The sequence below is a fragment of the Tistrella mobilis KA081020-065 genome (genome assembly GCF_000264455.2).
Classification (GTDB): domain Bacteria; phylum Pseudomonadota; class Alphaproteobacteria; order Tistrellales; family Tistrellaceae; genus Tistrella; species Tistrella mobilis.
The window spans coordinates 3,279,504-3,299,432 of the sequence record NC_017956.1 but is presented as its reverse complement, the minus strand read 5'-3'; the positions used below and the strand labels follow the sequence as shown (position 1 = coordinate 3,299,432).

The window sequence follows — 19,929 nt, the reverse complement described above, 5'->3', positions numbered from 1 at the left end:
CGGCGGCCGGTATCGGTCTCCGCCCGCAGGTTTTAGAGAGTTCCGACGGGAGCGACAGCATGAAGAACAAGGTCGGCAAGATTACGCAGGTCATCGGCGCCGTTGTCGACGTGCAGTTCGACGGCGACCTGCCGGCGATCCAGAACGCGCTTACCACCGACAACAACGGCAACAAGCTGGTCCTGGAAGTGGCGCAGCACCTGGGTGAAAACCAGGTCCGCACCATCGCCATGGACGGCACCGAAGGCCTGATCCGTGGCCAGGACGTGGTCGACTCCGGCGCGCCGATCAGCGTGCCGGTCGGTCCCGCCACGCTGGGCCGCATCCTGAACGTCGTCGGCGAGCCGATCGACGAGAAGGGCCCGGTGGACAACAGCCGCGTTGCCCCCATCCACGCCGAGGCGCCCGCCTTTGCGGAGCAGTCGACCGAGGCCGAGATCCTCGTCACCGGCATCAAGGTCATCGATCTGCTGGCGCCCTATGCCAAGGGCGGCAAGATCGGCCTGTTCGGTGGTGCGGGCGTGGGCAAGACGGTGCTGATCATGGAGCTGATCAACAACGTCGCGAAGGCCCATGGTGGCGTGTCGGTGTTCGCCGGTGTCGGCGAGCGTACCCGCGAGGGTAACGACCTCTATCACGAGATGATCGACTCGGGCGTCATCAAGCCGGACGATCTGGGCGCCTCGAAGGTGGCCCTGGTCTACGGTCAGATGAACGAGCCCCCGGGAGCCCGTGCCCGCGTCGCGCTGACCGGCCTGACGCTGGCCGAGTACTTCCGTGACGAGGAAGGCCAGGACGTGCTGTTCTTCGTCGACAACATCTTCCGTTTCACCCAGGCGGGTTCGGAAGTGTCGGCGCTGCTCGGCCGTATTCCTTCGGCGGTGGGTTATCAGCCGACGCTGGCGACCGAAATGGGTCGTCTGCAGGAGCGGATCACCTCGACCCGCAAGGGCTCGATCACTTCGGTGCAGGCGATTTACGTGCCGGCCGACGACCTGACCGACCCCGCGCCGGCCACCTCCTTCGCCCATCTGGATGCCACCACCGTGCTGTCGCGTCAGATCGCCGAGCTCGGCATCTACCCGGCGGTGGACCCGCTCGACTCGACCTCGCGCATGCTCGATCCGCGTATCGTCGGCGACGAGCACTACCGCACGGCCCGCGAAGTGCAGCGCGTGCTGCAGAGCTACAAGTCGCTGCAGGACATCATCGCCATTCTGGGCATGGACGAACTGTCGGAAGAGGACAAGCTGGTCGTCGCGCGTGCGCGTAAGATCCAGCGCTTCCTCTCGCAGCCCTTCCACGTCGCCGAAGTCTTCACCGGCTTCCCGGGCAAGCTCGTCTCGCTCGAGGACACCATCCGGGGCTTCAAGGAGATCGTGGACGGCAAGCACGACGACCTGCCCGAGGCGGCGTTCTACATGGTGGGTTCGATCGAAGAAGCGATCGAGAAGGCCCGCGAGATGGCGAAGGCCGCGGCCTGAGCCGCAGCCTTTCGTCACGCTTAACGGCCCGCCCACCTACGAGAAAGGCGCTGACCGATGTCGGACAAGGTCAGGTTCGAGCTGGTGTCGCCGGAGCGTCTGCTCCTGGCCCGGGATGTCGACATGGTCGTCGTCCCCGGGTCGGAGGGACATTTCGGTGTCCTGCCCGGCCACGCACCCCTGATCGCGACCATGCGTCCGGGGGTGATCGAGGTCTATGAGGGCCAGACGGTCGTCGATCGTCTGTTCGTCGCCGGCGGCATGGTCGAGGTCACCGAAGCGAGCTGCATCGTGCTCGCCGAGGACGCCCTCAACCTCAAGGACGTCAACCGCGGCGACGCCGAGGCCCGTGCCAAGGCGGCTCGTGAGGATCTCTCGCTGGCGCGCGACGAGGCCGAGCGCCTCTCCGCCGAGCGGAAGATCGCCGAGGCCGAGGCCCTGCTCCAGGCGGTCGCCTGACCGTCCGGCGCATGACGACATAGGGGCTGCCGGCATCACGCGATGCCGTGCGGGTTCCGTGAAAAAAGAGCGACCGTCCCGTGGGGGCGGTCGCTCTTTTTTTGTCACCCGCAACCGGTGCCTTTTCGGTCAGGATGGCAATAGATGATGTGGCCTTGACCTTGGTGAAGCGTTCACCACTTGTTAAGAGATGCGCCGCCAACGCTCCGCATACGAGCGGTGGGGAGGGAAATATGGCCCCCTGTCCCTGCCTTGCGTGAACCGGATTGACGCGGGTAAGCCCTATGAAACATTGGACGATCGACGACATCGCCTGGGAGCACTTCGACCCCTCGAAGGTCGACCCCGAGATCCTGAAGGCCGTGAAGGCGGCCGCGCTGGTTGAGCATAACGGCTACGACTACGCGGCCTATCTGTGCAGCGTGTTCGCCGATGATCCCGACTTCTGCCAGGCCGCGAAGGACTGGGCGGAAGAGGAGGTGCAGCACGGCCGCGCCCTCCGCCGCTGGGCCGAATACGCCGATCCGACCTTCGACTTCGATGACGCCTTCGCCCGCTTCACGCGTGACATCACCCTGCCGCTCGACGCCAAGCAGTCGATTCGCGGGTCACGTTCGGGGGAGCTGGTCGCCCGCTGCATCGTCGAGGTCGGCACCTCGTCCTTCTATGGCGCCATGGCGGCCGCGACCGAAGAACCGGTCCTGAAATCCATCGCCATGCGCATCCGGGCGGACGAGCTGCGCCATTACAAGCTGTTCTACAACCACCTGAACCGCTATCTGGAGCGGGAGCAGCTGGGCCCGACCCGCCGGCTGATGATCGCGCTCAGCCGCATCCGCGAGACCGAGGATGACGAACTGGCCTATGCCTATCACTGCGCCAACGGGCTTGCCGGACCCTATGACCGCTCCGCCTGCATCGCCGCCTACAGCCGGCGTGCCTATGGCATGTACAAGCGCCCGCATGTCGAGCGCGCGGTCATGATGACCTGCAAGGCGGCCGGGCTGGATCCGCAGAGCCGGGTGGCCCGGCTGCTGGGCGATGCATCCTGGTGGCTGATGCGTAAGAAGGTCGGCTGGCTGGAGCGGCGCGCCGCCTGATGGCCGAGGCGGCGCCTGCCAACCTGCCCTCTGGCACCCTGTCCCTGCGCATCGATCTGCCGGGCGGCCGCCGGTTCGGACCTGGCAAGGCCGCCCTGCTTGCCCATGTCGAGGCTCTGGGATCGATCGCGGCGGCCGGCCGCGAGATGGGCATGTCCTATGCGCGCGCCTGGCGGCTGATCGAGGCCATGAATGCCGAGTTCGCCGCGCCGCTGGTCCAGCGTCAGGCCGGCGGCGCCGGCGGCGGCGGTGCCCTGCTGACAGAGACCGGACATGCCGTGCTGGCGGCCTATCGGGCCGCGCTGGAGGCAGCCTCGGCGGCCGCCGAGGCGCCTCTTGCCCGCTTCGCGGATCTGGCGGGGCCGGTCAGCCCGGTATCCTCAGACCCTATCTCCCCGGACCCTGTATCCCCGGACCCTGTACCCCCAGGCCCTACGTCCCCAGAGCCAGGGTCTTGATCAGGGCCAGCACGGGTCGCCCGGGCTCCAGCCTCAGATCCCGCGCCGCGGCAGGTGTGATCCGCGCGAGCAGACGGCCGCTCTCCCCTCCATCAGTGTCTGTGCCCTCGATCTCCAGGGCCACCGCCACCAGCCCGTCCGCTTCCTGCGTCACCGCGGTCACCCGGCAGGGCAGGCGGTTGCGGATGCTGAGCCCGGCGGCATCGAGTGCCGCACCATCCAATGCGAGGGCGACGTCGCGTGCCGCCACCCTGAGGCGCATCATGTTGCCTGGCGGCGGTGGCGTCGGACCGGCGGCGAGCCGCAACCGGCCCTGGCCGACGGCCAGTTCCAGCAGTCCGTCGCCATCCGGCAGGCCGGTGACCAGCAGATCGAGCACGCCGCCCCGCGCAGCCTCGCCTGCGATCCGCGCCAGGGCCGGATCGGCGGTCACCCGGGTTGTGCCGCCGCTCGCGATCACGCGCCCGTCTTCCATCAGCACCAGATGGTCGGCCAGCCGCATGACCTCGTCGAGGGCGTGGCTGACATAGAGCATGGGAACCTCTCCCTCGCGCGCCAGACGGTCGAGGAAGGGCAGGATCTCGTCCTTGCGGGCGCCGTCCAGCGCCGCAAGCGGCTCGTCGAGCAGCAGAAGCCGGGGCTCCGCCAGCAGCGCCCGGCCCAGCGCCACACGCTGCGCCTCCCCGCCCGAGAGCGTGCGCGGCTTGCGTTCCAGCAGCGCCTCCAGTCCCAGAAGATCGACCACCGCATCGAACCGCCCGATGGCCGGCCGCGCCGGGCCATGGCGGCGGGCATAATCCAGATTGCGCCGGACGGAGAGATGCGGGAACAGGCGGGCATCCTGAAACACCACCGCCACCCGCCGCCTGTGCGGGGCAAGGTTGGTACCGCTGGCGCGATCGAACAGGGTTGTGCCGTCGATGCTGATGCGGCCGTCTTCGGGAGACAGGAAGCCCGCGACGGCCGAAAGCAGCGTCGATTTGCCGGCACCGGAGCGGCCGAAGATCGCGGTGACGCCATGGGCCGGCAAAGCGAGGTCGATATCGAGCGCGAAGCCGGCGGTCAGCCGATGGGCGATGCGGATGGCGATCGTCATGCCGGGCCTCGCGACCGTCGCGACCGCGGCAGGTCGAGGCCGAGCCGGCGGCGCATGATCCGGGTCACGATCTCGGCCAGGATCAGGGCGGCGACGGCGATCACGATCCCGACCAGCGCCAGGCGCAGCGCCGGCCCGTCGCCGCCCGGGGCGGACAGCAGGGTCTGGATCGCCAGCGACAATGTGCGGGTCTCACCGGGGATGTTCGACACGAAAGTGACGGTCGCCCCGAATTCGCCGAGGCATTTTGCGAAGCCCAGGATCATGCCGGCCAGAATCCCCGGCAGGGCGAGAGGCAGGGTGATGGTGAGAAACGACCGCCAGGGCGGGACGCCCAGGCTGGAGGCCGCCTCGGTCAGCCGCGGATCCGCCGCTTCGAAAGCCAGCCGGATCGGGCGGACCACCAGGGGCAGGGCCATCACCGCCGCGGCAAGGGCGGCGCCGGTCCAGCGAAAGGCGAAGACCAGACCGAAGACCTGGTCCAGTACGGCGCCGATCGGCCCCTTGCGCCCGAAGGCCAGCAGCAGCAGGAAGCCGGTCACCACCGGCGGCATGACCAGCGGCAGGTGGACGATGACGTCCAGCACCACCCGTGCCTCGGATTTCCAGCGGGCCAGGATCCAGCCCAGCATCACCGCCACGGGCAGCAGACAGGCGAGCGCCACCGAGGCCACCTGCAGGCTGAGCAGGATGGCATCGCGTTCGGCGGGACCCATCCAGTCCAGGCCCATCCAGTCCAGGCCGGGCCAGCCGGTCATGCCGTCGTCCTGCCGATGTTCCGGGGCGTGCAGGTCACTTCGCGATCGGCTCCAATCCGTGCCTGCGCAGGATATCCGCCCCTTCGGGACCTGTCAGGTAGTCAAGGAAGGCGACCGCCGACGGTGCTGCCTCTTCATCGGCGCCGCCCAGCAGGGCCGCCGGATAGCGCACCGGCTGGTGCAGCCGTTCCGGCAGCACCGCCAGAACCTTCACATCGGGTTCGGCTGCGGCATCCGAGGCATAGACGATCCCGGCCGGCGCCTCGCCACGGGCCACCAGCGACAGCGCGACCCGGACATTCTCGACCGGCGCGGTACGCGGCTCGATCTTCGACCAGATGCCGAGCGAGGTGAGGGCGTCGCGGGCATATTGCCCGGCCGGCACACTTGCCGGATCGCCGATCGCCAGCCGGCCGTCGGCGCCGATCACCGCATCGATGGCGGCGGACAAGGCGGCATCGCCGTCATCGGCGGGCGGGGTGGCCGCACTGTCCTTCGCCACCACCAGCACGACCCGGTTGGCGGCATAGGGGCGGATCTCGCGGGTCAGCCCGGCCTTTTCGACCTCGTCGACCCATTTGGGATGGGCGGAGATGAACAGCGTCGCCGGCGCCCCGGCGATGATCTGCCGGGCCAGCGTGCCCGATCCGGCAAGGGAGACCTGCGGCGCCTCTCCGCCTTTGGCCACGAAACCCTTGCCGGCTTCATCCATCACCTCGGCAAGGCTGGCGGCGGCAAAAACCAGCAATGGCCGGTCCGCGGCCTCTGCCCGGCTCTGGCTGGTGGTGACGGCAAGGGCGGCAAGCAGCAGGCCGGTCAGAAAGGCTTTCATGGGGGGCTCCGCTATATCTGGGCAGATATAACGGTGAACGAGCCGGCCCCCCGCGTCAATGGGCACGTCACCTGAAGGTGGTGAACATGCCCGCCGCCTGCCGCCGCTCAGCGCAGCAGATGGTCGAATTCGGCCAGCACCTGTTCATAAAGGGCGCGCTTGAACGGCACGATCATCCGCGGAAGATCCTGCGCCGGCAGCCAGCGCCAGCGGTCGAATTCGGGGTGTTCGGTGGCAAGATCGATATCGGCATCGGTGCCGAGGAAGTCCATGGCGAACCATTTCTGGCGCTGGCCACGATACCTGCCGCCCCAGACCTTGCCGATCAGCTCCGCCGGCAGGTCATAGGTCAGCCAGTCGGCGGTTTCGGCGAGGATCCGGGCCTTGTCGGTGCCGATCTCTTCCTTCAGCTCGCGCAGAGCGGTGACCTCGGGGCTTTCCCCGGGATCGATGCCGCCTTGGGGCATCTGCCAGGCCTCGGCCGTGGTGTCGATGCGCTGGCCCACGAAAACCTCGCGGGTGGGGTTGAGCAGCATGATGCCGACGCAGGGACGATAGGGAAGATCGGCGGGATCCGCGGCCATGATGTTCTCCGGGACGACTGTATCTTGGGGGGTGATCTTGGGGAGGGCGCGCCACATGCCTGTGCGCGGCGCAGTCACTTGCTCAATGCCCGCCACCATGGGCCGCGCCGCCAGGGGCATGGGCGTCGCTGGCCGGGGCCGGGGTGCTTTCGGCCGGCGCCGTGGTGGCCGGTGTCGAGGCAGGGCCCGACACGGCCGGCGGGGCCGCACCGCCATCGGGGGCAAGGCCCGGCGCCTCGGCAAGGGCCGTTGCCGGCGCGAAGGCCACGCCGCGGCTTTCGATGGTGCGGATCCAGTTGGCCACCCGTTCCAGGGTGACCGGCCAGGCATCGGCCACGGCCAGCGCCTTGCCCTCGCGCCGGGCCAGGCTTTCCAGCGCATTCAGCCGCTGATCGATCGCTTGAGGCGTCGCCACGGCGTCGACCGTCAGCCGCGCGGTCGCCCGCGGCACGCCGATCTCGCGGGCGAGTGCCGCGCCGACATCGGTGTCGCTTTCTTCCTGCACCACCATCATCACGCCCCGCTCCTGCAGCTCGTCGAGCACGGGCCGGAGATGCTGGGGGGAGCGCATGAACCGGTCGCCCATCAGCGGCTTCACCCCGACATAGCCGGTCACCCGGCTCAGCGTCCATTGCAGTCGCTCGCGGTTGCGGGCGGGCTCCAGCGTCGTCAGCAGGGCAGCAGGGCCGGCGTCGTTGCGCGGATAGCCGTCGGGCTCCATCGGCAGTTCGATCATCACCTCGTGGCCGGCCTGACGGGCAAGGCCGATCCAGCGGCCGAGTTCCGGCGCATAGGGGGAGAAGGCCAGCGTCACCGCACCCGGCAGATCGATGGCCGCCTTGGTCGCCGTCTCGGAAAAGCCCAGCCCGCCGATCACCAGCCCGACCCGGGGGCGGGCATCGCTGCGATCGAAGGGGCGGGCATAAACCTGCCAGGGCGCCTCTCCGTCGGAGCCGCGCACCGGCAGCGGGCCCTGGGTGCTTTCCTGGGTCAGGCCGGGGGCGGGGGCCGGCGTCATGGTCACCGCCGCATCCGGTGCGGTGGGCGGCGGCGGTGGCGGCGGGGTTGCGGGCGGCTGGTTCGCCGCCTCGCGCACCGTCGCCAGCGTATCGCGGGCCAGCGGTTCCTCGCGGCTGGCCTGGATCGGGTTGCCGCGCGGGGCCGGGTCGGTGAAGGCCGGCATCGGCAGCACGATCTGCGGCAGATTCCGCTCTGCCTGCTTCTGCGCCTCGGTTTCCGGATCGGGCCGGGCGGCGGCAAGCGCGATCAGCCCGGCCGCCGCAACACCGGCAAGCGCAAGCAGGCCGGTGATGGTCCAGATCGTGCGCGCACCATCACCCCGGCCGCTTGCGGCGGTCGGCTGGTCGCGCCTGCGTTTGGATCCTGCGGCCATGATCCGTCCCCGTCCGTCGCGCCCGGCCGTCCGATGATCAGCCGTTCAGGGCGAGCGCGTTGTCCCGCTGGCGGTTGAACAGGGCAACGCCCCTCAGCAGTTCCAGCGCCCGCTGCAGCTGATAATCCTCGTCACTGCCCGGCACCGGCGGGTTGCCGACCGGTGCCGCCGGCTGGGCGCCGGGGGCCGTGGCGCCCGGCTTTGCATCCCCCGGCTTTGCAGCGCCCGGCTGCACCTGTTCCGGCTTCGCATCGTCGGGCAGCGCCGTGGCCGGGGTCGTCGGCTCCTGGTCGTTTTCCAGATGACCGCGCAGATCGGCCTCGCTGCGCGGATGGATCACCACGCCCAGCGGTGAGACGATCGGCTGATCGACCACCACATCCGGCTCGATCCCCTTGGCCTGGATCGACCGGCCCGAGGGGGTGTAGTAGCGCGAGGTGGTCAGCCGCATGGCGCCGTGACCCGGCAGCGGGATCAGCGTCTGGACCGAGCCCTTGCCGAAGGATTTGGTGCCGAGCACCACGGCACGACCATGATCCTGCAGCGCGCCGGCCACGATCTCGGAGGCCGAGGCCGAGCCGCCATTGATCAGCACCACCATCGGCAGGCCGTGGATCACGTCGCCGGCGCGCGCATTGAAGCGCTGCACCGCCTGCGGATCGCGGCCGCGGGTGGAGACGATCTCGCCCTGTTCCAGGAAGGCGTCGGACACCGCCACCGCCTGGTCGAGCAGGCCGCCCGGGTTGTTGCGCAGATCGAGGATCAGCCCGGTCATATGGCCGGTCTCGCGCTCGAGCTTCGCGATGCCGTCTTCCAGCTGCTCGTCGGTCCGCTCGTTGAAGCTGCGCACCCGCATATAGCCGATCGAGCCCTTGGCTTCGACCCGCACCGCATCGACGGGGATCACCGCGCGGGTGATGTTCACGTCGAAATCCTGGGCGAGGCCCTCGCGGCGCAGCGTGACCACGATATTGCTGCCCGCGGGCCCGCGCATGCGCTCCACCGCATCGGCCAGGGTCAGGCCCTGCACCTGCTCGCCGTCGATCGCCACGATCAGGTCGTTCGGCTTCACGCCGGCCTTGTCGGCGGGGCTGCCGTCGATCGGCGAGATCACGCGCACCAGGCCCAGCTGGGTGTCCATGGTGACCTCGATGCCGAGGCCCCCGAACTCGCCGCGGGTCTGGACCTGCATGTCCCGATAGCCCTTGGCATCCAGATAGCTGGAATGCGGGTCCAGAGACTGCAGCATGCCGTTGATGGCCGCCTCGATCAGCTTCTCGTCGTCCACCGGCTCGACATAGTCGCGGCGGATGCGCTCGAACACCTCACCGAACAGATTGAGCTGGTTGTAGCTGTCCCGGTTGGCGGCGCTGCCCACCAGGGGCAGGGAGAGGACCACGAGGCTCACCAGCCCCGTGACGAATCCGCGTCGCATCGTCGTCCCGACCTTTCCTGTCGACCGTCTGCCGCCTGCCGGTGTTCCGGCCTCATTCCTGGTTCGACCTGTCGTCCCTGCCGTCATGCGGCTTCAGCCTCCGTTGGCGCGGGCGAGAAGCGGCGCCGGATCGACCGGATCGCCGCCACGGCGAACCTCGAGATAAAGATAGGCGGTTCCGCCCCCGTCGGCCATGGCGCCGATCGGATCGCCGGCGGTGACGCGATCGCCGACACGGGCGTCGAGCCGGCCGAGGCCGGCGAGAAGGGTATGATATCCGTCGCCGTGTTCCACGATCAAGAGCAGCCCATAATGGCGGAACGGCCCGGCGAAGGCCACCCGCCCGGCAAAGGGCGTGAGGACGGTGGCACCGGGGGGCGTTGCATAGGTGATGCCCGGCCGCTCCTGGCCTTCATGCACATCGCCGAAGCGCGAGACGATCCGCCCCGACACCGGCAGCCGCCGGGCGATGCCGGCACCGGGGGCGGGGATGGCGGCCACCTGGCGTTCGGGCGGGGTGCCGGCGACGCGCGGCATCACCGGATCGCGCGGCGGTGCCCCAGGGTTGGTGGCCGGGGCCGCTGTCGGTGGGGGAGGCGGTGGCGGGGGCGTGGCGACCGCAACCTGCCGCGGGGGAGGCGGCGGTGGGGGAGGCGGCGGCGGTGGGGGCGGTTTCGGCTTCGCCCGCGGGATCACCCCGGCCCGGGCCTCGGGGCTTGCCGGCTTGACCACCGGGCCGTTCTGCATGCGCTCGGCTTCCAGGGCGACCAGCAGGTCGCGGATGCCGTCGGCCCGTTCGGCCAGCTGGCGGGCACGGCTTGCCTCCTGGGTCGCCTCGCTGTCCAGCGCGCTGGCGCGGCCCTGGCGGTCTTCGATCAGTTTTGCAAGCCGGACCCGTTCCCCCTCCAGCATGGTGCGGGTGGCGGCGATACGCTCGCGCTGGCGCTCGGCCTCGGCCTTGGCACTGGCGAGGTCGGCAAGCTTGCTCCGCAGCGCCTGTGCCTCCGCCTCGATCTCGGGCAGGGTGGCACCCATCAGGATGCCGGCATGGATGGGGGCGGTCGCCGGGCCGTCGCGGGCGATCATCGCTTCGGGCGGCTGGCGGCGCAGCCGGATCAGGGCTTCGGTCAGCCGGCCCAGATGGGCGCGTTCAACCTGAAGTTCGGTCTCGCGGGCCGAGATTTCGGCCTCCAGCCGGGCAAGGGCATCGCGCTGTTCGGCAAGGGCCGCTTCCTGGCGCTGAACAGCGGCGGCCGCTTCCCGTGCCTGCAGCCCCAGGGCTTCGGCTTCGGCGCGGGCATCCGCGGCGCGGCGCTCCAGCTCGGCCCGCCGGGCGCGGGCTTCGTCGCGGGCGCGCTCGGTGGCCTGAAGGTCTCGGCCGCTCGGCGGATCCTCGGCACGCGCCGTCCGCACCCAGCCCGGCCAGACCGGGCCGGGCAGGATCAGGGACAGGGAAAGCGCGACCGCGGCCGCGCGGCGGCGACGGTCGCGTCGGGACATGGGATCAGGCGCCGGCCGCGCGGCGGGCCGGGGCGGCGTCGTGGATCAGCACCCGCCCGGTCATCTCCGCGGGCTGGGCCAGCCCCATCAGCTTCAGCACGGTGGGGGCAAGATCGGCCAGCCGGCCGTCATCCAGGCTCACCCCCTTGGGCGCACCGGCCCCGGCCAGCACCAGCGGCACCACATTGGTGGTGTGGGCGGTGTGGGGGCCGTTGGTCTCGGGGTCGAACATCTGCTCGGCATTGCCGTGATCGGCGGTGATCAGGATGCAGCCGCCGACCTCGTCCAGGGCCGCGACCACCTCGCCCAGCGCTGCGTCGACCGCCTCGGCGGCCTTGATCGCCGCGGCCAGAACGCCGCTATGGCCGACCATGTCGCCATTGGCGAAGTTGACCACGATCAGGTCGAAACGCTTCGAGCGGATCGCCTCGGCCAGCTTCGCGGTCACTTCCGGCGCCGACATCTCCGGCTGGAGATCATAGGTCGCAACCTTCGGGCTCGGGACCAGGATACGCTCCTCGCCCTCGTAAAGCTGCTCTTCGCCGCCGTTCAGGAAGAAGGTGACATGGGCGTATTTCTCGGTCTCGGCGATGCGCAGCTGCTTGCGCCCGGCCTTGGCCACCACCTCGCCCAGAATGTTCTTCAGCTGGGTGGGCGGAAACAGGGCCGGGATCATCTTCGCCAGCGCCGAGGAATACTCCACCATGCCCAGCACGGCGGTGAAATCGGGGCGGATGGTCCGTTCGAAGCCGTCGAAGGCGGGGTCGATCAGGGCATGCAGGATCTCGCGGGCGCGGTCGGCGCGGAAATTCGCCATCAGCAGCCCGTCGCCCGGCTTCACGCCGGCATAGTCGCCGATCGCCGCCGGATCGACGAATTCGTCGGTGGTGCCGGCGGCATGGGCCGCGGCGACCGCTTCCTCCGCCGTGGCGAAACGGTCGCCCTCGGCCTTCACGATCACGTCATAGGCGCGGACCACCCGTTCCCAGCGCTTGTCGCGATCCATGCCCCAATAGCGGCCGCCGACGGTGGCGATGGCGATGTCACCCGCGCCTGCAACCGCGGCTTCCAGCCGGCGGATGAACTCAGGCGCGCTCTTCGGCGGGGTATCGCGGCCGTCGAGCAGGGCATGGATGCGGACCGGAACACCCGCACCCGCGATGATCTTCGCCATGCCGGCGATATGGTCCTGATGGCTGTGCACGCCGCCATCGGACACCAGCCCCAGAATATGGGCGGTGCCGCCCGATGCCTTGAGCGCCGCGATGAACCCGGTCATCCGCGGATTGGTTGCCAGGCTGCCGTCAGCAAGCGCGGTATCGATCTTGGGCAGTTCCTGCATCACCACCCGGCCGGCACCGATGTTCAGGTGACCGACTTCGGAATTGCCCATCTGGCCGGCGGGCAGCCCGACCTCTTCGGCCGAGGTGTTCAGGAAGGCCATCGGCTGTTCCGAGGTCAGCCGGTCCCAATTTGGGGTGTTGGCGAGCGCGATGGCATTGTCGTCGGCGGGCGCGCGATAACCCCAACCATCCAGAATGCACAGAACGACGGGGCGCGGCGGCTGCGTATGGGCGGTGGTCATGGGGCTCGGATCCTCGGGCAACATCGGCGCAGGCGGTCGTGAACGGTCCTGCTTCTATCAGGTTTTCCGCTCTACATATAGGGGGTTGGGGGCCCGGATCACAGGCCGGGGGGACATGCCCCCGGCTTGTCACGACGGTCTGATCCGGGAATGTGCCCTTTCAATCGTCCCGTACAGCCGCGCCGTCGGGCGTCGCCCGGGCCACCGCCTCGGGATGCTCCGGCGCCCAGCTCGACCATTGCGGACGGTCGATCGAGAACAGGTCGGTGGTGCGGGCGTACCAGCCGCCGCCATGCATACGGCCGATCAGACCAAGGGCGGGGGTGTCGACATGGTGGCGGGCGGCATCCAGGATCGCATCATCGCGAACATGGGCGACCAGCACCTCGCCCAGGATGATGGCCTGGCGGGGGCCGGTGGTGACGGCGGTGTGCAGGCGGCACTCGAAGGCGACCGGGGCGGTCGCGATCCGCGGCGGGCGCACGGCCGTGGAGGGCAGGGTGTCGAGCCCGGCCAGCGCCAGCTCGTCCACGCCGGGCGGGGCATCGATGCAGGTGACGTTCATCTGCGGCGCCACAGCTTCCGAGACCAGATGCACAACGAACTCGCCCGTCGCCAGAATGTTGGCGGGCGTGTCCTTGAACCGGTCTTCGGGGTGGCGGAGCATGCCGATCGCCAGGATCGGCGGCTCGTGGCCCATGCAGTTGAAGAAGCTGTAGGGGGCGGCGTTCACCCGGCCTTCGGTCGACAGCGAGGTGATCCAGGCGATCGGGCGGGGAGTGATGGTCGATCCCAGAATCTTGTAGCGGTCGGGTGCCGCCATGCGGCGCATGTCGAATTCCATGGATCCCCCGGGTCTCTGGCGCTGGCTCGGCGGCCTAGTCCCGATGATAGGGATGGCCGTCGAGGATGGTCTGCGCACGATAGATCTGTTCGGCGATCAGTGCACGTACCAGCATGTGGGGGAAGGTGAGGCGGCCGAGCGCGAGGACGAGATCCGCCTGGTCGCGGAGCGAGGCGTCCAGCCCGTCGGCACCGCCGATGACCAGGGCGACCTCGCGCCGGCCGCTTTCGGCAAAACCGCCGAGCGCTGCCGCGAAGCCGCGGCTGTCGAGCAGACGGCCGCGTTCATCCAGCGCCACCAGGGCGGCGCCCTGGGGCAGTTTTGCGCGGATCGCCGCCGCCTCTTCGGCCTTCAGCGCCTCACCCTGCAGGGTGGCCTTGCGGGCCTGGACTTCCACCAGGGTGAAGGGCCAGCGCAGGCGCCGGACGTAATCCTCGACCAGGGCCGCTTCCGGGCCGCCGCGGGCGCGGCCGACCGCGACCAGCGTCACCTTCAGCATCAGGCTCATGGCGCAGGCCTGGCCGTGCGGGCCGGGTTCTGTTCCGGCCTGCGGGGGAGAAGGTCAAGGGGCGCAAGGTGCAGCCCCGCGCGGCCCGGCCCGGACCGCGCGGTGACACCGCGCCGGATGGCGCCCGTCACTCGGCGACGCGCTGGGCGCCGTCGCCCGGCAGGCTGGCGCCCCACATCTTCTCCAGATTGTAGAAGGCGCGCACTTCCGGCCGGAAAAGATGCACCACCACCGGGCCGGCATCGACCAGAACCCAGTCGGCCAGGGGCAGGCCCTCGGTCACCGGCAGCTGATCGCCGGAGGCCTTGATGCGCATCTCGAGCTTTTCGGCGATCGAGGCGACGTGACGGCTCGATCGGCCGCTCGCGACCACCATGTAGTCGGCGAAATCGGTCTTGCCGGCCAGGTCGATGATCACGACGTCCTCGGCCTTGTCGTCGTCGAGCGACGCGCGGACCAGATCGAGCACCTGGTCTGCGCTGAGCGGTGCCGGCGGCGTCGCGGGCACCGTGATGGGACTGTCGGTCTGCAACAGAGCGAACCTCATCAAGCGTTGGCGGGGGCGGGGTCAGGAGCGGCGGGTCGCCGGAGCGGCCGACCGCGAACCCCGCAGGCGCCATGGTGTAACCATAACAGGCATCGCGGCTTTTCGCGATGGTCTAGCGAGGTGGGGGCCGGCGAGGTGGGGCAGCCGCTGGCCGCGGCCGCCTGCCCTCGCGGATTTCGGTGGCCGAACGTGGGTCCAGCCTGCCATGCAGCAGAACCCAGGCCGGCGGTGCCGTCCGGGGCAGGGCGCGGGCCCTGGCCTCGGGCAGGCGGTGGCGGGCGAAGCGCCGGGCGGCGGGGGCGGCCGCTGCCCGGGCGCCATAGCCGGGACGATCGATCACCAGCAGCGGCAGCTCTGCCATCAGCTCCCGCCAGCCGCGCCAGCGGTGCAGCTCCGCCAGGCCATCGGCCCCCATGATCCAGACGAATCTGATATGGGGGCGGCGGGCCTTGAGGGCACGCACCGTGTCGAGAGTGAAACGGGTGCCGAGCCGGCTTTCGATCGTGGTTACCCTGAGCCGCGGATGCCGGGCGAGGGACCGGGCACCGGCAACCCGGTCGGCGAGCGGCGCGCTCACCCGCCCCGCCTTCAGCTTCAGCGGGTTGCCCGGGCTCACCAGCCACCAGACCTCGTCGAGGCCGAGCCGCCTCAGGGCCCGCAGCGCGACATGGACATGGCCCTCATGCGCCGGATCGAAGGATCCGCCATAGAGGCCCACCGTCATGCCCCGGCGGCGGCCCGCGGCCCGCCACAGCGGGTCGCCCAGGGCCGCATCGGGGACCGCCCGCTCAGGCGCGAAGCGTGCCCTGGCCGCGAACGACATATTTGAACGTGGTCAGCTGTTCGACGCCCACCGGGCCGCGGGCATGCATGCGGCCGGTGGAAATGCCGATTTCGGCCCCCATGCCGAATTCGCCGCCATCGGCGAACTGGGTGGAGGCGTTGTGCATCACGATGGCGCTGTCGACCTCGGCCAGGAACCGGTCGGCGGTCGCCTGGTCGTCGGTCACGATGCTGTCGGTGTGGTGAGAGCCATAGGCCTCGATATGATCGATCGCCCCGCTGACCCCGTCGACGACCCGGGCCGAGATGATGGCGTCCAGATACTCCGTCCGCCAGTCCTCTTCGGTGGCCGGCACCACACGGGGGTCGACCGCCTGGACTGCCTCGTCACCGCGGACCTCGCAGCCGGCGTCGAGCAGCGCCGTCACGATCGGCGCCAGCATCCGGGGGGCGGCGTCCCGATCGATCAGCAGCGTCTCGGCCGAGCCGCAGATGCCGGTCCGGCGCAGCTTGGCGTTCATCACGATCGCCCTGGCCATCTCGGGATCCGCGGCGCCGTCCACATAGACGTGGCAGAGACCTTCGAGATGGGCGAAGACCGGCATCCGGGCCTCGGTCTGGACCCGCTCGATCAGCGAACGGCCGCCGCGCGGCACGATGACGTCGATCAGCCCCGAGGCGGCGAGCATGGCGCCCACCGCCGCCCGGTCGGTGACCGGCACCAGCTGCACCGCATCGGCGGGCAGGCCGGCCGACGTCAGGCCCTCGACCATGGCGGCATGGATGGCGCGGGACGAGCGGAAGCTCTCAGAGCCGCCGCGCAGGATCACGGCGTTGCCGGCCTTCAGGCAGAGCGCGCCGGCATCGGCGGTGACATTGGGTCGGCTTTCATAGATCACGCCGACCACGCCGAGCGGCACCCGGACGCGGGCGATATGCAGCCCCGTCGGCCGATCCCATTCCTCCATGACATGGCCGACCGGATCGGCCAGGCGGGCGACATCCTCGACACCCTTGGCGATGCCCGCGATGCGGCCCTCGTCCAGCGCCAGCCGATCGAGCAGCGCACCGGTCAGGCCGCGGGCACGACCGGCGGCCATGTCCTCGGCGTTGGCGGCAAGGATGGCGGGCACGGCGTTGCGGATCGCCGCGGCCGCAGCCATCAACCCGGCGGTCTTGGCCTCGGGCGTCGCCTGGGCGAGCGCACGCTGCGCCGCACGGGCGCGGCGGCCCATATCGGCGATCAGGGCGGCGGCGTCCACCGGAGCATGGGTGCCTGCCGGTTCGGCCGGGGTGGCGACCGGAGCGGCCGAAACGGTCCGGGCGGCGGTGCTCAGGGTGTCGGTCATGACGCTTGGGCCTCCTCCGTGTCGTCTCCGGTCGTGGCGGGCATGTCGCCGCCATGGAAGACGAGGTCGTCGCGATGGATCATTTCGTCCCGGCCGCGGAAGCCGAGGATCTGCTCGATCTCCGCCGAGCGGTGGCCGGCGATGGCACGGGCATCGGCATCGCCATAGGCCGCCAGGCCGCGGGCGATCTCGCGGCCGGCGGGGTCGACCACGGCCACGGCGTCGCCGCGCTGAAAGCGGCCGGTCACCAGCCGGATGCCGGCGGGCAGCAGACTGCCGCCGCGGGCGAGCGCTTTCACCGCCCCCTCGTCGACGGTCAGCGTGCCGCGGGGGCTCAGCCTGCCGCCGATCCAGCGCTTGCGGGCGGTATGGGGGGTGGTCTCAGGGTCGAACCAGGTGGCGCGGCCGCCTGCTTCCACCGCGCTGATCGGCCCGACATGGCGGCCGAGCGCGATGACCATGGCGCAGCCCGCCGCACCGGCGACCCGGGCAGCGGCGAGCTTTGTCGCCATGCCGCCGGTGCCGACGGCCGAACGCGAGCCGCCGCCCATGGCCAGGATCCGCGGCGTCAGCCGCGGCACGCGCGGGATGTGGCGCGCGGTGGGGTCGACGCCGGGATCGGCGGTATAAAGCCCGTCGATATCCGACAGCAGCAGCAGCAGATCGGCCGATGCCATTTCTGCCACCCGGGCCGACAGCCGGTCATTGTCGCCGAAGCGGATCTCGGCGGTGGCGACGGTGTCGTTCTCGTTGATCACCGGCACGGCCCCCAGCTTGAGCAGGGTGCCGAGAGTGGCGCGCGCATTCAGATAGCGCCGGCGGGCTTCGCTGTCTTCCAGCGTCAGCAGCACCTGGGCGACCTGTATGCCGTGGGGGCCGAGGACGGTTTCATAGGCATGGGCCAGACGGATCTGGCCGGTGGCGGCGGCGGCCTGCTTCTCTTCCAGCCGCAGCACGCCCTGGCCGAGCCCCAGCAGTCGGCGGCCAAGCGCGATCGCGCCCGAGGAGACCACGATCACCTCCTGGCCGCGGGCGCGCATTCGCGCGATGTCGTCGGCCAGGCTCTGCAGCCAGGTGTCACGCAGCCGGCCGGTGGCCTCGTCGACCAGAAGGGCGGATCCGACCTTGATCACCACGCGCTTCGCGGCACGCAGGCCCGCCGCGGCGGGTGTGTCGGCCAGGTCGGTTCCGGCGATCGTCACCGTTTCCTCCCGCGGGCGGGGGCGTCCCCATCCTCGCCGTCATCTGCCGGCCCGTCTTCGTTCTCGTCTTCGTCTTCGCCGTCGTCTTCGAAATCTTCGTCGTCGAGATCGTCTTCGTCGTCGAGATCGTCTTCGTCGTCGAGATCCTCATCCGCGTCGAGGTCGTCATCCTCGTCGGTGTCGATCTCGTCTTCGGCCTCGTCGCTCTCGTCCCCGTCGCTCTCGTCCCCGTCGCTCTCGTCCTCGTCATCCCAATCGTCCCAGTCCTCGTCGTCCGAGGCGGTGACGACCAGGCGATCGGCTTCCAGGCCGTCGACCAGGTCTTCGTATTCGTCGAAGAGATCCGAGCTGCCGGCGCGGGCGCGGCCTTCGGCCGGGGCGTCTTCCGGCGGCGGCAGGCGCAGCAGGGGCGCGCGCTTCTGGGCCGAGGCGTCGACGGGATCCTCGATCACGCCGAACTCGCGGCGCTGGCGTTCCCGCGCCTCGCGTTCGGCCTCGCGCACCGCATGGACATGGGGGAGAAGGGCGTGCAGCGCCTCGGTCACGCCCCGGCGCGACACGCCGGAAAGCGCCAGCACCGGCCGGCCCAGCTCTTCTTCGACATGGTCCTTCACCAGCGCGAGCGTGTCGTCGTCGACCGCGTCGATCTTGCTCAGCGCCACGATTTCGGGCTTGTCGATGATGCCGTGGCCGAAGGCTTCCAGCTCGCCGCGCACGATCCGGTAATCCTTCACCGGATCCTCGGCCGTGACATCCAGCAGGTGGAGCAGCGCGCCGCAGCGCTCGACATGGCGCAGGAAGCGGTCGCCGAGCCCATGGCCTTCATGGGCGCCTTCGATCAGCCCGGGGATGTCGGCCAGCACGAATTCTTCGTCGCCGGTCCTGACCACGCCCAGATTGGGGTGCAGCGTGGTGAAGGGATAGTCGGCGATCTTGGGGCGTGCGGCGGTGACGCCGGCCAGAAAAGTCGATTTGCCGGCATTGGGCAGGCCGACCAGCCCGGCATCGGCGATGACCTTCAGCCGCAGCCACAGCCAGCGCTCGGTGCCCTCGGTGCCGGGATTGGCCCGGCGGGGCGCCTGGGTGATCGAGGATTTGAACCGGGCATTGCCGAAGCCGCCGCTGCCGCCGTCGCAGATCAGCACCCGCATGCCCGGCTCGGTCAGGTCGATCAGCATCCGCTCGCCATGCTCGTCCCAGATCTGGGTGCCGACCGGCAGGTGGATCTCGACATCGGTACCGCGGGCGCCGTGGCGGTTGCGGCCCATGCCGTGGACGCCGCGACCGGCCTTGAAATGCTGCTGATAGCGGAAGTCGATCAATGTGTTCAGGTTCTCGACCGCAACCGCGATCACGCGGCCGCCATCGCCGCCGTCGCCCCCGTCCGGGCCGCCGAACTCGATGTACTTCTCTCGCCGGAAACTGACGCAGCCATTGCCGCCGTCGCCGCCGCGCACATAGATCTTGGCCTGGTCGAGGAACTTCACCGGGGGCGACTTTCGAAGGGCGGACGGTCCCGATCGTCGGATGGCCCGATCATGGGCGGGAGCGCCGTTCGCCTGCAAGATGAGGATGGGCGGGAACGCAAACAAGGGGGATGGCCGAGCCATCCCCCTCGTGTCGCATTTCCGGAACCGACGACCAGCCGTGACCTCAAGGCCCGGGCGCGCGTCGGTTCCGGCATGTCTCGCGTCGGGCGGCCGGCCTGGATCAGGCCTGCGCCGGCTCGACGTGAATGATGGTCCGGTCGTCGCGGCCGCGGCTGAAGGTCACGGTGCCGTCGGTCAGGGCGAACAGGGTGTGGTCGCGGCCCATGCCGACATTCCGGCCGGGGTACCACTTGGTGCCGCGCTGACGGATGAGGATGTTGCCGGCGATCACGGCTTCGCCGCCGAACTTCTTGACGCCGAGGCGCCGGCCGGCACTGTCGCGACCGTTGCGGGAGCTGCCGCCTGCCTTTTTATGAGCCATCTCGGAGACCTCCGTGATGCCCGTCCGGGGCCGGATTGCCG

Annotated in this window: 19 protein-coding genes and 1 pseudogene; 4 read left to right on the top strand and 16 right to left on the bottom strand. The window is 70.0% G+C overall.

Annotation, left to right across the window (positions count from 1 at the left end):
• Window positions 1–59: 59 nt before the first annotated feature.
• The 4 genes from atpD (at window position 60) to TMO_RS15030 (ending at window position 3,501) form a co-directional block, all read left to right on the top strand.
• Window positions 60–1,484 carry a F0F1 ATP synthase subunit beta gene (gene atpD / locus TMO_RS15045; RefSeq protein WP_014746500.1) on the top strand — a complete coding sequence of 475 codons (1,425 nt, stop codon included), beginning with the start codon at window positions 60–62 and terminating at the stop codon, window positions 1,482–1,484.
• A 57-nt stretch (window positions 1,485–1,541) separates the two neighbouring features.
• Window positions 1,542–1,943, top strand: coding sequence for a F0F1 ATP synthase subunit epsilon (locus tag TMO_RS15040; protein WP_014746499.1), 402 nt, complete (start codon window positions 1,542–1,544; stop codon window positions 1,941–1,943).
• A 284-nt stretch (window positions 1,944–2,227) separates the two neighbouring features.
• Window positions 2,228–3,043, top strand: coding sequence for a ferritin-like domain-containing protein (locus TMO_RS15035; RefSeq protein ID WP_014746498.1), 816 nt, complete (start codon window positions 2,228–2,230; stop codon window positions 3,041–3,043).
• Window positions 3,043–3,501 carry a winged helix-turn-helix domain-containing protein gene (locus TMO_RS15030; RefSeq protein WP_014746497.1) on the top strand — a complete coding sequence of 153 codons (459 nt, stop codon included), beginning with the start codon at window positions 3,043–3,045 and terminating at the stop codon, window positions 3,499–3,501. Before TMO_RS15035 ends, TMO_RS15030 begins: the two co-directional genes overlap by 1 nt.
• On the opposite strand, the gene modC is transcribed toward TMO_RS15030, so the two are convergent.
• The 16 genes and pseudogenes from modC to rpmA all read right to left on the bottom strand — a co-directional run bounded on the left by modC (window position 3,476) and on the right by rpmA (window position 19,888).
• Entirely contained in the window at window positions 3,476–4,597 is a 1,122-nt protein-coding gene (gene modC, locus TMO_RS15025) for a molybdenum ABC transporter ATP-binding protein (RefSeq protein WP_014746496.1), read from the bottom strand. The genes TMO_RS15030 and modC overlap by 26 nt on opposite strands.
• Window positions 4,594–5,355, bottom strand: a complete 762-nt coding sequence (gene modB / locus TMO_RS15020; RefSeq protein WP_014746495.1) for a molybdate ABC transporter permease subunit — start codon at window positions 5,353–5,355, stop codon at window positions 4,594–4,596. The genes modC and modB overlap by 4 nt, the downstream gene beginning before the upstream one ends.
• Before the next feature lie 34 nt (window positions 5,356–5,389).
• A complete protein-coding gene (gene modA, locus TMO_RS15015) occupies window positions 5,390–6,187 on the bottom strand; it encodes a molybdate ABC transporter substrate-binding protein (protein WP_014746494.1) in 798 nt (265 codons plus the stop codon).
• A gap of 107 nt (window positions 6,188–6,294) precedes the next feature.
• Window positions 6,295–6,771, bottom strand: a complete 477-nt coding sequence (locus TMO_RS15010; RefSeq protein ID WP_014746493.1) for an RNA pyrophosphohydrolase — start codon at window positions 6,769–6,771, stop codon at window positions 6,295–6,297.
• A gap of 82 nt (window positions 6,772–6,853) precedes the next feature.
• Window positions 6,854–8,164 carry a divergent polysaccharide deacetylase family protein gene (locus tag TMO_RS29530; RefSeq protein ID WP_014746492.1) on the bottom strand — a complete coding sequence of 437 codons (1,311 nt, stop codon included), beginning with the start codon at window positions 8,162–8,164 and terminating at the stop codon, window positions 6,854–6,856.
• A 37-nt stretch (window positions 8,165–8,201) separates the two neighbouring features.
• A complete protein-coding gene (locus TMO_RS15000) occupies window positions 8,202–9,599 on the bottom strand; it encodes a S41 family peptidase (RefSeq protein ID WP_014746491.1) in 1,398 nt (465 codons plus the stop codon).
• 93 nt (window positions 9,600–9,692) lie between these two features.
• Window positions 9,693–11,099 (bottom strand): murein hydrolase activator EnvC family protein, encoded by a 1,407-nt coding sequence (locus tag TMO_RS14995; RefSeq protein WP_014746490.1) that lies wholly within the window; start codon window positions 11,097–11,099, stop codon window positions 9,693–9,695.
• Between the two features lie 4 nt (window positions 11,100–11,103).
• A complete protein-coding gene (gene gpmI, locus TMO_RS14990; protein WP_041605010.1) occupies window positions 11,104–12,684 on the bottom strand; it encodes a 2,3-bisphosphoglycerate-independent phosphoglycerate mutase in 1,581 nt (526 codons plus the stop codon).
• Window positions 12,685–12,844: 160 nt separating this feature from the next.
• Entirely contained in the window at window positions 12,845–13,528 is a 684-nt protein-coding gene (locus TMO_RS14985; RefSeq protein ID WP_014746488.1) for a flavin reductase family protein, read from the bottom strand.
• A 34-nt stretch (window positions 13,529–13,562) separates the two neighbouring features.
• Window positions 13,563–14,036: a 23S rRNA (pseudouridine(1915)-N(3))-methyltransferase RlmH gene (gene rlmH / locus TMO_RS14980; RefSeq protein WP_014746487.1), complete on the bottom strand. Its 474-nt coding sequence runs from the start codon at window positions 14,034–14,036 to the stop codon at window positions 13,563–13,565.
• A 127-nt stretch (window positions 14,037–14,163) separates the two neighbouring features.
• The gene (gene rsfS, locus TMO_RS14975; RefSeq protein WP_014746486.1) at window positions 14,164–14,568 is read right to left on the bottom strand and encodes a ribosome silencing factor; all 405 of its coding nucleotides are present in this window, start codon (window positions 14,566–14,568) and stop codon (window positions 14,164–14,166) included.
• Between the two features lie 127 nt (window positions 14,569–14,695).
• Window positions 14,696–15,406: a nicotinate-nucleotide adenylyltransferase gene (locus TMO_RS14970; RefSeq protein WP_081598940.1), complete on the bottom strand. Its 711-nt coding sequence runs from the start codon at window positions 15,404–15,406 to the stop codon at window positions 14,696–14,698.
• On the bottom strand, window positions 15,372–16,715 hold the full coding sequence (locus tag TMO_RS14965) for a glutamate-5-semialdehyde dehydrogenase (RefSeq protein WP_014746484.1): 1,344 nt from the start codon (window positions 16,713–16,715) through the stop codon (window positions 15,372–15,374). The genes TMO_RS14970 and TMO_RS14965 overlap by 35 nt, the downstream gene beginning before the upstream one ends.
• Window positions 16,712–17,917 carry a glutamate 5-kinase gene (gene proB / locus TMO_RS14960; RefSeq protein WP_014746483.1) on the bottom strand — a complete coding sequence of 402 codons (1,206 nt, stop codon included), beginning with the start codon at window positions 17,915–17,917 and terminating at the stop codon, window positions 16,712–16,714. Before proB ends, TMO_RS14965 begins: the two co-directional genes overlap by 4 nt.
• A 473-nt stretch (window positions 17,918–18,390) precedes the next feature.
• Window positions 18,391–19,404, bottom strand: a pseudogene (gene obgE, locus TMO_RS14955) (GTPase ObgE); the annotation flags it as partial.
• Between the two features lie 223 nt (window positions 19,405–19,627).
• Window positions 19,628–19,888 carry a 50S ribosomal protein L27 gene (gene rpmA, locus TMO_RS14950; RefSeq protein ID WP_014746481.1) on the bottom strand — a complete coding sequence of 87 codons (261 nt, stop codon included), beginning with the start codon at window positions 19,886–19,888 and terminating at the stop codon, window positions 19,628–19,630.
• Between the last annotated feature and the right edge of the window lie 41 nt (window positions 19,889–19,929).

Bases quoted from the DNA above. Each gene is read 5' to 3' on its own strand.
- TMO_RS15000 (WP_014746491.1), bottom strand. From the start codon at position 9,599: ATGCGACGCGGATTCGTCACGGGGCTGGTGAGCCTCGTGGTCCTCTCC.
- TMO_RS14995 (WP_014746490.1), bottom strand. From the start codon at position 11,099: ATGTCCCGACGCGACCGTCGCCGCCGCGCGGCCGCGGTCGCGCTTTCC.
- TMO_RS15040 (WP_014746499.1), top strand. From the start codon at position 1,542: ATGTCGGACAAGGTCAGGTTCGAGCTGGTGTCGCCGGAGCGTCTGCTC.
- modB (WP_014746495.1), bottom strand. From the start codon at position 5,355: ATGACCGGCTGGCCCGGCCTGGACTGGATGGGCCTGGACTGGATGGGT.
- TMO_RS14965 (WP_014746484.1), bottom strand. From the start codon at position 16,715: ATGACCGACACCCTGAGCACCGCCGCCCGGACCGTTTCGGCCGCTCCG.
- TMO_RS14985 (WP_014746488.1), bottom strand. From the start codon at position 13,528: ATGGAATTCGACATGCGCCGCATGGCGGCACCCGACCGCTACAAGATT.
- gpmI (WP_041605010.1), bottom strand. From the start codon at position 12,684: ATGACCACCGCCCATACGCAGCCGCCGCGCCCCGTCGTTCTGTGCATT.
- modA (WP_014746494.1), bottom strand. From the start codon at position 6,187: ATGAAAGCCTTTCTGACCGGCCTGCTGCTTGCCGCCCTTGCCGTCACC.
- TMO_RS14970 (WP_081598940.1), bottom strand. From the start codon at position 15,406: ATGTCGTTCGCGGCCAGGGCACGCTTCGCGCCTGAGCGGGCGGTCCCC.
- TMO_RS15035 (WP_014746498.1), top strand. From the start codon at position 2,228: ATGAAACATTGGACGATCGACGACATCGCCTGGGAGCACTTCGACCCC.
- rpmA (WP_014746481.1), bottom strand. From the start codon at position 19,888: ATGGCTCATAAAAAGGCAGGCGGCAGCTCCCGCAACGGTCGCGACAGT.
- TMO_RS15030 (WP_014746497.1), top strand. From the start codon at position 3,043: ATGGCCGAGGCGGCGCCTGCCAACCTGCCCTCTGGCACCCTGTCCCTG.
- TMO_RS15010 (WP_014746493.1), bottom strand. From the start codon at position 6,771: ATGGCCGCGGATCCCGCCGATCTTCCCTATCGTCCCTGCGTCGGCATC.
- atpD (WP_014746500.1), top strand. From the start codon at position 60: ATGAAGAACAAGGTCGGCAAGATTACGCAGGTCATCGGCGCCGTTGTC.
- TMO_RS29530 (WP_014746492.1), bottom strand. From the start codon at position 8,164: ATGGCCGCAGGATCCAAACGCAGGCGCGACCAGCCGACCGCCGCAAGC.
- modC (WP_014746496.1), bottom strand. From the start codon at position 4,597: ATGACGATCGCCATCCGCATCGCCCATCGGCTGACCGCCGGCTTCGCG.
- rlmH (WP_014746487.1), bottom strand. From the start codon at position 14,036: ATGAGCCTGATGCTGAAGGTGACGCTGGTCGCGGTCGGCCGCGCCCGC.